The 13,873-nt window shown below is 63.0% G+C and carries 8 protein-coding genes; 3 read left to right on the plus strand and 5 right to left on the minus strand.

Annotated features, from left to right (window positions below; translation table 11 throughout):
• Nucleotides 1-105 precede the first annotated feature (105 nt).
• From BLV41_RS17920 to BLV41_RS17930, 3 genes are all read left to right on the plus strand, one after another.
• Nucleotides 106-6,141, plus strand: coding sequence for a DUF5979 domain-containing protein (locus BLV41_RS17920; protein WP_074712814.1), 6,036 nt, complete (start codon nt 106-108; stop codon nt 6,139-6,141).
• 182 nt (nt 6,142-6,323) lie between these two features.
• Nucleotides 6,324-6,989, plus strand: a complete 666-nt coding sequence (locus BLV41_RS17925) for an NAD(P)H-binding protein (RefSeq protein WP_074712815.1) — start codon at nt 6,324-6,326, stop codon at nt 6,987-6,989.
• 10 nt (nt 6,990-6,999) lie between these two features.
• Nucleotides 7,000-8,571: a Na+/H+ antiporter gene (locus tag BLV41_RS17930; RefSeq protein ID WP_044576270.1), complete on the plus strand. Its 1,572-nt coding sequence runs from the start codon at nt 7,000-7,002 to the stop codon at nt 8,569-8,571.
• Between the two features lie 125 nt (nt 8,572-8,696).
• Here BLV41_RS17930 and BLV41_RS17935 read toward each other — a convergent pair whose 3' ends face one another.
• Genes BLV41_RS17935 through BLV41_RS17955 form a run of 5 tightly spaced genes read right to left on the minus strand, consistent with a single transcriptional unit; the run spans nt 8,697 to nt 13,852 of the window.
• Nucleotides 8,697-10,040, minus strand: coding sequence for an LLM class flavin-dependent oxidoreductase (locus tag BLV41_RS17935; RefSeq protein WP_074712816.1), 1,344 nt, complete (start codon nt 10,038-10,040; stop codon nt 8,697-8,699).
• Nucleotides 10,041-10,042: 2 nt separating this feature from the next.
• On the minus strand, nt 10,043-10,981 hold the full coding sequence (locus BLV41_RS17940) for a TauD/TfdA dioxygenase family protein (protein ID WP_074712817.1): 939 nt from the start codon (nt 10,979-10,981) through the stop codon (nt 10,043-10,045).
• 38 nt (nt 10,982-11,019) lie between these two features.
• Nucleotides 11,020-11,910 (minus strand): ABC transporter permease, encoded by an 891-nt coding sequence (locus BLV41_RS17945; RefSeq protein ID WP_074712818.1) that lies wholly within the window; start codon nt 11,908-11,910, stop codon nt 11,020-11,022.
• The gene (locus BLV41_RS17950; protein WP_074712819.1) at nt 11,910-12,803 is read right to left on the minus strand and encodes an ABC transporter ATP-binding protein; all 894 of its coding nucleotides are present in this window, start codon (nt 12,801-12,803) and stop codon (nt 11,910-11,912) included. The genes BLV41_RS17945 and BLV41_RS17950 overlap by 1 nt, the downstream gene beginning before the upstream one ends.
• A 2-nt stretch (nt 12,804-12,805) precedes the next feature.
• Nucleotides 12,806-13,852 carry an ABC transporter substrate-binding protein gene (locus tag BLV41_RS17955; RefSeq protein WP_074712820.1) on the minus strand — a complete coding sequence of 349 codons (1,047 nt, stop codon included), beginning with the start codon at nt 13,850-13,852 and terminating at the stop codon, nt 12,806-12,808.
• Between the last annotated feature and the right edge of the window lie 21 nt (nt 13,853-13,873).

Raw genomic sequence — 13,873 nt, forward strand, 5'->3', positions numbered from 1 at the left:
GCCGCCGGCAATTGTTGCTTGAAGAGACAAATAATCGCACTGAATAGATGGGGACCAATGCGACGCAGGGGTAGAAGTAAATTAGCCACGGCCACAAGAATGCTGATGGCAGCAAGCCTCGTACTCTTGGGCATGGGGACGGCGTTGCCCGCGCAGGCAGCAGAGTTGCCGGCAAGTGTCGGCACCATCAGCAAGAGCAATGACCTGAGCGGCAAGCCGCTGGTCCCGGGCCAGGAATTCAAATACGAGATCTTGGTGACGTGCGCCGGCATCACGGCCGAATGTGTCAACTACACCGTGACTGACCAGCTGCCCCCGGGCCTGGAAATGACGAGCCTGCCGCAGAGCACCGACACCCAGATCGTCAGCTATGACGTCGTGAGCGGCTTGCTGACGGTTGAGTTCAAGCTCCCACTGCAGCACCCCGCAGGGACCGTGGGCCTGCCGGCAGGATCGCCCGTCAGCTTTGAGCTTGGCATGCGGCTGCCCCTTGACAGCGAACTGCTCGACGGCGACACCGTCAGCAACACCGCCGTGGGCTCGGGTGACAACTTCCCTGATGTGCAGAGCACCAGCGACATCATCGTCTCCGTGCCCAAGGTCATCACACCTGTCGCCACCAAGTCCTGGAGCGACGGCTCGGCAGTGGCCGGCACCGGCGAGGCCAGCACCATCACCCTCGGTGTGCGCAACGAATCCACGTCTTCGGCCAATGTCACCTCACTGAGCGTGACTGACGACGCCGCTGCCACCTTCGAGAACTTCAACTTCACCTCCGCGGCAGTTGAGTCCTTCCCCAAGGGCGCCGACACTGCCACCCTGCGCGTGAAGACCACCGCTGGCTGGGTCGACGGCGGAAGCCTCACCGCCGCCGGGACGTTTGCCCTGCCGGCAGGAATCAACCCCACCGACGTGATCGGCACCGAAGTCACCTTCACCAACACGGCCGGCGCAAAACTGCCGTACGACGCCACCGGTGGCACCGTAAAGCTCGGAATGGAACTGCGTGACACCCTGCGTTCCACCGGTGCACCGCTGGCCCCAGCTACAAAACTCACCGTCAACAACTGCGCAACGCCCTCGGCCGCCGAAACTGGCGGCACGGCAGTCTCCGGAACTGCCGTCTGCGCCCCGTACCAGGTCCTGCCCGACACAGTCATCATCACGGGCAGCAAGAAATTTTTTGCCGATGAAAACGGTGACTGGAGCAAGCAGAACAACGAGCACGCCGTGCAGGGCCAGCCCTCCGGCGTCACCGCCACCGTGGACGCGACGAACGGTTCGCCCTTCCCTGTGAAGGAAATCGTCATTATTGAGCCCGACCCGGAAAGCCCCGGCGAGATGGACAAAGTGGACCTGGAAACCGTCCGCTTCCGCCCTCCGGCTGGTGCCACCAGCGTAACCTTGACCGTCGGCTACAGCAGTGGCGCGCCGGTCGTGAAGACGTACACTATTGCCGAGCTTGCAGCCCAGGGCGGGGTGGAGACCATTCTCCGTTCCGGCTCCGACGTCACCCAGGTCAAGGTCAGCTACTCCGGTGTTGACACCAATGGCAACCCCTCCATCGCTGAAGGGGCCAAGGCGGGTCTGGATCTGCACGGCAAGCTCAACGACAAGGTCACCGCGGACGACGTCACCGACGGCATCGCCAACTGCGCAGCCGTCAAGGCCGACGACGGCCGTGTGGACGGGCAGGGCACTGCCTCCGGCAAAGCCTGCCAGTCGCTGCCGATCGAGCCTCCCCGGACCACCGGCCAAGGCGTCAAGGACGTTGGCCAGACCTCCGTCCCGATGGGCCAGCCCATTCCCTTCACGTTGAACGTGAAGAACAACGGCAACATTGCCATGGCCAACCCTGTCATCACGGACCCGCCCATGAACCCGGACGGCACATTGATGGACGGCTATGCCAACCCCTTTGAACAGCTGAAGATCACCGCGGCCTCCATCAGCAAGGCTGCCGCCCTGCCCAACGTGGCCATCGAGCTATACGTCAACGGCGCCTGGGTGCCGTACGTTGCCGGCGACGCGAACGTGGCAGATGCCAAGGGCGTACGTGCCACCATGGCCGGCTCCCTGCCGCCAGGGTCAGCGTTCACGCTGAACCTGGTCACCGAGCGCCGTCCCGGCATCGCCGAATCGGTCACGATCCTGAACTGCTTCGCTACCGGCTCTGGCGGCGTCTTCACGCCCGGCGACCCGGCCTGTGCGCCGGCCATCACCACGGGCCCGCAGGACTCGGCAGCAGCCCTGAACAAGAACATCCAGCCGGGCACCCTGCCGGAGTATGTTCCGGGCCTGCCCACCCAGTACGCCGACGTGTCGGTGTCCATCCGCAACACCGGAAACCTCAGCGCCAAGACGCTGCGCGTCACCGACGCGGACGCGGACTTCTTTGACGCAGTGGACTTCAGCGCCGTCAAGAGCGTGAAATTCCCCAAGGGCGCCAACAGGGTCCAGATCGACGTCCTGACGCCAACAGGCTGGGTGGTCGGCACGCCGTCGGACAAGGGGATCCTCCCGGCCGGGGTGAATCCGGCCAATGTCCGCGGTTTCCAGGCGACATTCAGTCACAGCAGCAACGGCTTCGTCGTTACCCCGTGCAAGTCTGCGGCGGCCAACTCGGACACCGAGTGCATCGGCACCGTGGCCTACACGGTCAGCCCGCGCCAGACACTGCGCAGCAACCCGGCCGTCAAGGTGCCTGCAGTTTTGGAAAACACTGCCTCCGGACAATACTGGACAACCATCAACGCCGGCGGCCCCGTCGCCGTCGGAGAGGATGTCAAGGCAACCCTGACCCTGACCAAGGGCAGCTCACAGCTCGCGGTCGACAAAACCCCGGACACCGTTGTGTCGGCAGGCGCCAAGGCGCCGTTCTACCTCAAGGTCAGCAACACCGGAACGGGCAACCTCACGGGCTTGAACGTCAAGGACATGCTCCCGCCGGGCATCAGCTTTGACGAGACGTTCGTCGGCGACAACGGGCTGCCGTACAAGATCAGGAATGTCCAGATCCCGGCCAGCACCCCGGTTCTGCCCACCCCGGCCTTCATTGCAGAAACCACGGGCGAACGCGTCTCGGCACTGCTCTGGGACTTTGGCAAGAACGCCGACGGCAGTGACTTCCTTTTCGCACCCGGCTCCACGTTTGTCATTGAAATCCAGGTCACCCTGGCCCCGGGCTCCAATGCCGGGGACCTAGTGAAGAACACCATGGGGGCAACATCGACCAACCCGGATCTGGTGTGCAAGGGCACTGAGGACGCTGACAACGTCTTCGGCGAAGGCACCTACTGCATCGACTCGGCCCAGCTGACGGTCAAGGCCGGCGCGTTCTTCCAGTCCCGCAAGTGGGTTGCCGGAACGCCGAGCCTTGGCTGGTACAACACACTGACGAAGGCGGCCGTGCCGGTGGGCGGGGCAACGTGCCCGGCCATCGACGCCGGTGGCGTGAAGTACACCGCGTACCCTTGCGTTGCCCTGGTCAACCCGGGTGACAACTTCAAGTACATCCTGCGTCTGGTCAACTCCGGTACGGAAGCGGGAACTGACATGCGTGTCATCGACACGTTCCCGTCAGCCGGGGACAAGGGAATCGTTGGCGGCCAAGACCGCGGCACCGAGTGGGACAAACGCCCCACCCTGGCCAGCGAACCGAAGCTGACCGGACCCGGCACCATGACCACCTTGTACAGCGACAAGGCGGCCGTCTGCTCCAAGGACCTCGCCATGGGCGGCGCCGGCTCCACCAGCGAACAGTGCGCCACTGGCGACTGGGCTGCTGCCTATGGGCCCGGCGTTACGGCAGCGCAGTTCCGGCTGGCCTTCGATCCGAAGATCGGCCCCGGCGGCCTGGTGGACATCTCATTTGAGATGAAGTCCCCCATGGACGTGACAGCCGTCAGCGACCCCACCGTGGCCTGGAACTCCTTCGCTCACGCTGAAACCACCGACCGCAACGGCAGCCCGCACGTTTTGCCTCCTACCGAGCCCATCAAGGTGGGCGTGGCCCTGGCCTACGGTGATCTGACGCTCGTAAAGAAGATCGGGCAGAACCCGTCCAACCTCCCCGTGGCAGGTGCCGAGTTCACCTTCCATGTGACGTGTGAGATCACGCCCGTGGGCGGCGTACTGGCCACGGTTTGGGACAAGGACTATAAGGTCACATCTCTGGCCGAGGTCAAGGTCACCGGCATTCCCGCCAACTCAAGCTGCAAGGTGTGGGAAGTTGACGCCCTGGGCGGCTTCACCGACCACGGCCCGGAAGACCCCCTGACCTTTGTCATCAAGCCCGGGCTGGGGGCGCCCAGCGTGGAAACCGCCACGATCACCAATGATTTCCCCGACGCCGTTGTGGCGTTGGAGAAGATCGTGACAGGAGCTGCTGCGCAGTTTGCCCAGGACACCTACCCCATGGACCTGTTCTGCACTTTCCAGGGACGCCCGGTGGATGGCTACAGCCCCAAGAAGATTCAGGTCCCAGCCAACGACAACCGCTACGTCACGGCCGTTCCGCCAGGCAGCAGGTGCCATGTAGTTGAAACCGACAACGGCGGCGCAACCGAGGTCACGTATCTCCCCGCCAAGGCCGGCAGCACCACCGAATCAGGATCCGTCACCACCGCGTCCGGGAACCCTGTCAACGTACAGGTCACGAACGATTTCCGCGCGGGCTCACTGTCGGTGAACAAGGAAACCACTGGTGCCGGCGCCCCCGAGCTGGCTCAGGGCCCGTTCACGTTCAATGTGCTGTGCTCCTTCAACGGTGTTGACGGCGTCGTGGACAAGACCATCACCATCCTTCAGGGCAAGGTTGGCCAGACCACCTTCACCTCGGAGGAATTGACCGGCCTGCCCGCCGGGGCAAGCTGCGTGGTGACCGAGACCGACAATGGCGGGGCCGACTACACTCCTGACCCGGTCACCGTCGTTGTCCCCGACAGCGACAATGCAGTGGTTGGCTTCACCGGCGAGAACGCCAACACGTTCTCCGCCGGCACCATCGGCCTGGCCAAGGTCCTGGACGGCGACGCGGCAAGCGAGGACTACGCCACAAACGCCCTCTTTAGCATCATGGTGACCTGCCAGCGCGATGCAGTGGACTCTGAGGGCAACCCCATCCGCACCACAGTGCTGTCCCAGAGTGTTGACATCAAGGGCGGTGAAACAGTCGCCGCCCTGATGGGCGCGGACGGCAAGCCGGTGAAGCTGCCGGTCGGCACCCATTGCTTCGGCGAGGAGACCAACGCCGGCGGCGCCACCTCCAGCAGCGTTGACCACAACAGCTTCGAAACGGCCGCCATCGTTGAGGTCCAGGAAGACGCCTCCGTCGTCCAGGAAATGGCCATCACCGCCACCAACACCTTCGACTACGGCCAGCTTGAACTGTCCAAGAAGCTCGACGGCGCAGCCGCCGGGTATGTGGGTGAGCGCGAGTTTACGCTGGCCCTGACCTGCCAGCTGGACCAAGGCGCGGAGGCGGCAACCGCCGTCGTGAAGGGCCGTGAGTTCACCATCAAGGGCGGCGAATCCATCACCGTGGAGAAGCTTCCCGTGGGAGCCGGTTGCTGGGTGGCTGAGACCGAAGCTGGCGGCGCCTCAAGCGTCAGCATCGACCACAACGATGCCGCAACTGCCGCCGTCGTTGGAGCTGAGGGGACCGTGACGCTGACGGTTGCCAACACTTTCGACGCCGGTCTGCTCACGGTCTCAAAGAAGGTCGTCAACGGTGGCGCTGGCCCGTACTCCTTTGAACTTGTGTGCACCACCGGGCAAGGCGCTGTGGCACTGGCGCCGGGGGATGCTGCATTCAACCTCAAGGGTGGCGAGTCCAGGACCGTCAGTGTTCCCAACGGCGCTGCGTGCGCCGTCACCGAACGTGACGTCCCGGCGGGGGCAGCAGTCACGTACACCGCCTCCTCTGGTTCCACCGATGGGACCGTGGCAGTCGCTACGGAAGCCAATGTCCAGGTGACCAACACCTTCAAGGTCGCCCCTGTGGTGGCCGACCCCGGAATGGATGTACAGCTGGGCAACACCGGTGCCAACGGTATTGCGGGCATTTCACTTGCCGCCGTTGGTGCCATGGTGCTGGGCATGATCCTGATTGGCCGCAGACGTGCCAAGGTCCGGCCCTAACGCCTGATCCCGCCTCCAACCAAGACGCGGCCACCTGGGAGCCTTAGCTTCCCGGTGGCCGCGTCTTTCCTATGTCCTCGTGGAGTGCCAGCCCAATGGGGTATGTAGTGTGGGGGAGTGGGGTGCGGCGGAAAACGCCGCCGGCGCCCGGTACATAGTGTGAACGAAGGTAGGGAACTGTCATGACCAAAGTGATGATTATTGGCGGACACGGAAAGATCGCCCTCTTGCTGGCGCCGCTGTTGAAACAAGCAGGAGTTGAGGTCACCTCGGTGATTCGCAACGCTGCACATATCGATGATGTGGCGGCAGCGGGTGCCACGCCCGTGGTGCACGACGTCGCTTCTTCCTCGGTTGACGAACTCGCCGACCTCTTTGCCGGCCAGGACGCAATCATTTGGTCCGCCGGGGCAGGCGGCGGCAGTGCCGAACGGACTTATGCCGTGGACAGGGACGCCGCCATCGCCTCCATGGACGCCGCCGTGCAGGCTGGGATTCCGCGCTACATCATGGTCTCCTACCTGGGAGCCGGCACGGATCACGGAGTGCCGCCGGAGAACGGCTTCTTTGCCTACGCCGAAGCCAAGGCTGCCGCCGATGCCCACCTGCGGACACTGAGCGCACTGGCATGGACCATCCTGGCGCCCGGGGCACTCACGCTGGATGCGCCGTCGGGCTTGGTCGATCCAACGCCAGCGGTGGACCGGGATCCGGCCGACGCTGGCAAGACCTCCCGAGCCAATGTCGCGCTCATGGCTGCTGCCGTGCTTGAACACCCCAAGACCATCATGCGCACCGTGGAGTTCAGCGACGGGCAGACGTCAATAGCGAAGGTCCTCACGCCGTAAAGTAAAAGGCGTGGAACAGCTCGTATTGATTATTGGTCTCTTGTTCGCCACCGTGGTTGCCGTCGGTTTGGGGGACAAGCTGCGTCTGCCCTATCCGGTGCTCATGCTCATCATGGCTGGCGCGCTGACGTTCATCCCCGGTTTTCCGGACTTGAGGATCGATCCCGAGCTGATCCTGCCTATTTTCTTGCCGCCGCTGCTTTTTGCCACGGCACAAAAGAGTTCGTGGTCGGTCTTTAGGATCCGTTGGCGCACCATCATCATGTTGGCGATCGCCCTTGTGGTGGTATCCACCGCGTTGGTGGCCGGAGCTGCTTGGCTGCTGATCCCCGGCATCGGCATCCCGGCGGCCCTGGCTTTGGGCGCCATGGCAGCCCCGCCGGACCCCGTAGCGGTGGAATCGGTGGCTACCCGCGTTCATATGCCCCGGCGCTTGATCACCGTCCTGCAAAGCGAGGGCCTGTTCAACGACGCCGCCGCAATCGTGATCTTCCAGGCCGCCGTCGCAGCCGCCATGGACGGCCAGCCCTTCGGCTTGGGTGTGGTGGGGAAGTTTGTGCTGGGAGCGGTTGTCGCCGTCGCGGTGGGCCTGCTCATGGGGCGGGTGACGAGTTTGATCACCAAACTGATCACCTCTTCCGTGGCTCGCAGCGCAGTGACCCTGGTGGTTCCTTTTGTGGCGTACATCCTTGCCGAGGAGGTTCATGCCTCAGGTGTTATTGCCGTGGTGGTGACGGCGTTGGAGATCAAGCGCCATGCCCGGGCGGAGGACGCCACTGAACGCATCACCCGTGCGGCCTTCTGGGACGTTGTGGAGTTGCTTGTGACGGGCCTTGCCTTTGGTTTGGTGGGGTTGGAGGTCCGTGAGGTCATCCGCGAAGAGGGTGCAGCCATTTGGGGCATGCTCCCCATGGCCATCAGCATCAGTGTTTTGGTCATCTTGACCCGCTTCCTGTGGTTTGCCATGATGGCGCTGCTGTCCAGAAAACGCGACGGCGATCTCCCTCCCACGAGCCTGAAGGATGTCATCATCCTTTCCTGGTGCGGTATGCGCGGGCTGGCCACCTTGGCGCTGGCCTTGGCGTTGCCTACGGTCTTGCCCTCTGGTGAAGCGTTCCCCGGCCGGCATGAAATCATCGTTGCCGCTTGTGCCGTCCTGCTGACCACGTTGGTGCTGCCGGGGCTTACCCTCCCGTGGCTCATGCGCGTGCTCAAGGCAACGGACGACGGCGTCGAGGAACGTGAAGCGGCCAAACTCCTGGCCCTGCGTGCCCAGGAAGCGGCCGTCGCGGCGCTGAAGGACAATGAGGTCATCAAGAATTTGCCGCCGGAAAAGATCGCTCTCGTCAAGGCCCGCATGCAGCGGCTGCAGGCCGAACTCCTTGACGGCAGTCTCAAAAATGAAGGCCAGGCCGAACGCCGCCGTCGCGGCCGTGAACTGGCCATAGCCGTGCAAACCATTGCGCTCGACGCAGCCCGGGCCGAGGTGCTGATGGCACGCAACGAACCGGAGACCGATCCGGAGGTCGCAGACCGCGTCCTGCGCCAACTGGATCTCCGCACCATGATCATGCCGGACTGATCCCCGCTTCCTCCCAAAGCTCGCACCTCGCTTCGGGGCCCCGCCACACCCTCGTTTTGGACGTAGGAAAAGCAGCGTTGGCGACTTGGCGTTCCAAGTCGCCAACGCTGCTTTTTCGCGGCGTCTCAGGCGGACAGGGCTTGGGATCCCCGTCCAGCCAGTGTTGCCTCCGGGCGGGCCAAGCCGTAGTGCTCCCGCAGGGTCCGGCCGGTGTACTCGGTACGGAACAACCCGCGATCCTGCAGGAGGGGAACCACCTTGTCCACAAAGTCATCCAGCCCGGCCGGGAACGTTGGCGGCATGATGTTGAACCCGTCCGCCGCCCCCGTGGTAAACCACAGCTCAATCTCGTCGGCCACCTGGGCAGGAGTTCCGATGAAGGTGAAATGACCTCGGGCACCAGCCAGCTTTTCTGTCAGCTCACGGATGGTGAGCGACTCCTTCCGGGCGACGTCAACGATCAACTTCTTGCGACTTTGGGCGCCGTCCGTTTCGGCGGGAAGCTCCGGCAACTGTGCATCCAAGGAATACCCGGACAGGTCAAAGTCCAGCTGCTGTGAGAGCTGATGCACACCGTAGTCAGGGTTGGCCAGGGAATTGAGGTAATCGTATTTTTCCTGCGCCTCCTGCTCCGTTTCCCCGATGTAGGCGCTGATGCCAGGGAGGATCAACAACTCGTCACGGGAACGCCCAAAGGCGCCCAGGCGCCCCTTGAGGTCTGCATAAAACTCCCGCGCGGACTCAACGCTCAGATGTGCCGTGAACACCGCCTCGGCGTGGCGGGCGGCAAACTCCTTGCCTGCCTCACTGGACCCTGCCTGAACGAGCAGCGGATGGCCTTGAACCGGGCGCGGCAGATTGAGCGGACCCCGCACCTGAAAGTGTTTGCCTTGATGATTGATCTCGTGGATCTTGTCCGGGTCGCTGTAGATGCCTGTGGCTTGGTCGGCCACCACTGCATCATCTGCCCAGCTGTCCCAGAGCGCCTTGGCGGTGTCCAGGAATTCATGTGCCCTTTCGTAGCGCAGGGAATGGGCTGGCCGGTCCGCAAGATTGAAATTCTTCGCTTCGCCCTGCCCGGCAGAGGTGACGATGTTCCACCCTGCCCGACCACCACTGATCCGGTCCACGGAAGCAAATGCCCGGGCCAGCGAATACGGCTGGTTATACGTGGTGGAGGCCGTGGCGATCAGTCCGATCCGCTCGGTGGCCGTAGCCAGCGCCGAGAGCAGCGTCAGCGGCTCAAAAGAGCTGTAGGCGTTGTACTGGATGTTGCTTGAGATGGCCAGGCCGTCGGCCAAAAACAGCGAATCCAGCTTGCCGCGTTCTGCCGTCTTGGCGATGGTGAGGTAGTGCTCAATGTCCTGTTCCGCCAAGGGATTCACATCCGGGTGGCGCCAAGACGCCTCGTGGTGGCCTGTGCCGTGGACAAAGGCGTTCAGGTGCAGTTCGCGTTTTTGCGTGGCCATGGCTAGTTCACCGGCGCAATCACCGAGTAGGAAGCGGACTCGCCCTGCAGCGACTGGCTGGGCTGACCGGTGATGCCCACGGGGATCTCGCCGGCAATTGTGACGCGGTTCAGCGTGCGGGGTGCGCCGTCGTAATTGTCAGGGGCGTAGTGCTGGGTGATGCGGTTGTCGAAGAGCACCACCTGGTTGGGTTCCCAGTTCACGCGCACAATGTTCTCCGGACGGGTCACATAGGCCTGCAGCAGGCGGATGATGTCCTTGGATTCCGTATTGGAAAGTCCAACAATGCGCAGCCGTTGGGCAAAGCCGCCAATGAACAGCCCCCGTTCACCCGTCAGCGGGTGGACGCGAACCACAGGATGTACGGATTCGAAGATCTCACGAGTGAATTCTGCCCGGCGCTCGGTGGCATTGGCGTGCTCAAGATTCTTGGGCACCGAGTAGTCGTAGTCGTTCGTGTGGACGGCCCACAAGGTATCGGCAAACGCCCTGAGCTCCTCCGGCAGGTCTTGATAGGCCGCCGCCGAAGAAGCAATCAGTGTCTCGCCACCATACGGGGGCAGCGTAATGCTGCGCAGAGTGGATGCCTGTGGGGGATTGTGGACGAACGTGACATCTGTGTGCCAGGTGTTGGCGGAGCCGTTTTCGCTGTCCACGGGAAGGACGTTTGCGGCACCGTCCACCGAGGCCACCGTGGGGTGGGCCGCGGTCAGCGGGCCAAAGTAGCTCGCAAAGCGGACCTGGGCCTCATCCGTGGTGATGTTGGCTTCACGGAAAACCAGGGCCTTGTGTTCATTGAGCGCCGAGCGAATCGCGGCGACCTGGGCGGGGCGCAGCGGCGTGCTTAGATCCAGGCCGCGAATTTCGGCGCCAATCCGGCTACCGAGTTTGGAGAAGGCAAGAACTTCGGTGGAAACGGGTGTATCTGTAATGACTGACATGGAAAACTCCTTAGGGTCTGGGGTGCACATAGGGGTGTTTAAGAGTTGAAATTGGTCCGCCACCGGGAAAAGTGGCGTTCGGCCGCGACCAGCAGTCCATTCACCAGCAGTCCCAGCAAGGAGACCGTGAGGATGCCTGCGTACATTTGCGGAATGAGGAAACTGTTTTGGGCATTCGTGATGAGATAGCCCAAGCCGGCCTTGGCTCCCACCATCTCGGCGGCGATCAGCACCAGGATGGCTGAGGTGCCGGCCATCCTGATTCCCGTGAAAATGGTGGGAACGGCCGACGGCAGAATGACTTTCCGGAAGAGCGCCGGACTGCGAAGCCCCAGCGACCGGGCGGCACGGACCAGCAGCGGATCCACCGTGCGTACCCCCGCGATGGTGTTTAGGAGAACGGGGAAGAACGCCGCGAAGGCCACAATCGTGATCTTGGATTCCTCGCCGATTCCCAACAGGAGTGTGAAGACCGGAAGCAGCGCCAGGGCTGCGGTGTTGCGGAACAGCTCCAGCAACGGGTTCAGGAAGGAATGCAGCGGACGGTACCAGGCAATGACCAGCCCCAAGGAAATACCAAGAACGACGGCGATGCTGAAGCCAGCTGCCGATCGCGTCAGGCTGGCCGCCAAGTGACTTTGCAGCGCTCCCGTGGCGATGAGGTCTGCGCCGGCAATCAGCACCTCGTGTAAGGGTGGCAGGAAGACGCGGGTGGAATCGCTGGCCAGATAGCGCGGGCCCACCTCCCAGAAGGCCAGAAAGAGGAGTACTGCCGCCGATTTCCACAGCCAGGAACCGGCGGTGGTGACGGCTCGGCGCCAAGGCAGTGCCGCCGTCGTCCGTGTCTTTTCGGGGAGTTGCGAGGCAGGTGCCTCGGTGCGCGGCGAGGCCGTGGCTGTTCCCTTTGCTTGCGTCAGTAGGGCACTCATCAGGCGGCACTCCTTTGCTGGGTGGGTACTTCATCCGGGGCAGTCCCGTCCGGGAGGACCTTGCGGTGGCCGGCGTTCTGGGCGGCCTGGACCTCATCGTGGAGCAGCGACCAGACCTTGTGCCGGTGCTCGATGAATGTTGTGGTGGAACGGATATCGGCTTGTTGTTGCCTCTCGCCCAGATCAATGTCAACGATCGCCTTGAGCCGGCCGGGCCGGGAACTCAGGACGGCGACGCGTTGGCCCAGGTAGACGGCCTCATCGATCCCGTGGGTGATGAAGATAATGGTCTTGCCGGTCTCCTGCCAAATCCGCAGCAGCTCATCCTGGAGCTGTTCACGAGTCTGGGCATCCAGGGCCGCGAACGGTTCGTCCATCAAGAGGATGTCCGGTTCGTAGGCGAGACTGCGGGCGATCGCGACACGCTGTTTCATGCCGCCGGAGAGCTCGTGCGGGTATCTCTCGGCGAAACCGGTCAGGCCCACCAAATCAAGGTAATCATTAGCCTTGGCAGCACGCTGGCGGCGGTTCAGGCCGGATCCTTCCAACCCAATGGAAACGTTCGTTGCTGCCGTTCGCCAAGGGAACAGGGCGTATTGCTGGAAGACCACGGCGCGGTCCTGACCGGGGCCCGTGACCTCCTTGCCGTCCACGAGGACCTGGCCGGCGGCCGGCCGGGTCAAACCCGCCAGCAGATCAAGCAGAGTTGTTTTGCCGGAGCCGCTGGGGCCCACGATCGTCAGGAATTCTCCGGCCCTGACATCGAGGTTGAAGTCGTCCAGGACCACAAGGGAGCTGGTGCCGGTTGGCAGTCGGCCTGTGGTGGGGCTGCTTTTCGTGGCACGGACGGTAAATGCCTGGCGAACATGACGGAGACTGATTTTCGCGGTCATGGTTATCCCTTCGAAACCGGGGTTGAGGAAGTAGGAGCCTGGAGTCCCGCCAGGTCATTGAAATCGTTGGTGTAGTACTTGCTCGGCTGAAGTTCCCCGCTGATGAGCCCGGCATCCTTGAGATAGCCGGCCCAAAGCGTGAAGTGTTTGTCCTCGATAATTCCGGCGTTGGGAACACCCACGCTCTTCCAGTACTGCAGGGCATCGGTGCTTTCGCTGCGGCCCCGGGCCTGAATGATCTTGGTGAAGCGGGCAATGACGTCCGCACGGGGCGTGGTGGTTTCCCACTCGATGGCCTTGGCAACACCGGTTGTGAAGGTTCGTACCGTGGTGGGGTTCTCCTTGATGAAGTCATCGCGGAAGACGTATTGGCCACCTGGGAATGAGCCGAAGAACTCCACATCGGTAAAGAGCGCTCGCAGGCCGCCGGCGGCCAGGGCTTTGTCCTGGAGCACGGAGCCGAGCGATCCGGCGTCGATCTGGCCCCTGCGGATGGCCTGTTCGGTGTCATTGGGAGGCAACACCACCAACTGCACCTGCTTGATCTCGGCTTCGCTGAGACCGTTGTTGGCGAGATAGGTGTGGATGACAGCTTCGGATTGACCACCGAGGGTGTTGACGCCGATCTTTTTGCCGATCAGGTCCTTGGCCGTTCGGATGGGGCTTTCCTTGAGGACGTAAAAACCGGTGAATGTTTTGTCATCCGAGCCGTAGTAGTTCACAACACCCGTGATCTGGGCGCCGGCATCGGCGAGTTTGACCACGGCCCCGGTGAATGCGCCACCAAAGTCGGTCTGATTTGTGGCCGCCGACTGGATGTCCTGCGGGCCGCTGATGGTGTTGCCCACCCATTCCAAGGTGAGGCCGTCCAGGTAGCCCAGATCCGCGGCCAGTTCGGGCAGGGTGACCGAATTTGCTGATCCCTGGTACTTCAAGGTGGTGACCTCGGCTCCGCCACCACTGGCCGTTGCGGGGCCGCCGCAAGCGGAGACGGCCATCGAAAGGATGACGGCGGTCGCTGCGGTGGCCAGTGGGAGGAAGCGTTTCATGGTGTCCAGTCCTGTTGTTGG

It is taken from the genome of Arthrobacter alpinus (genome assembly GCF_900105965.1).
GTDB classification, from domain to species: domain Bacteria; phylum Actinomycetota; class Actinomycetes; order Actinomycetales; family Micrococcaceae; genus Specibacter; species Specibacter alpinus.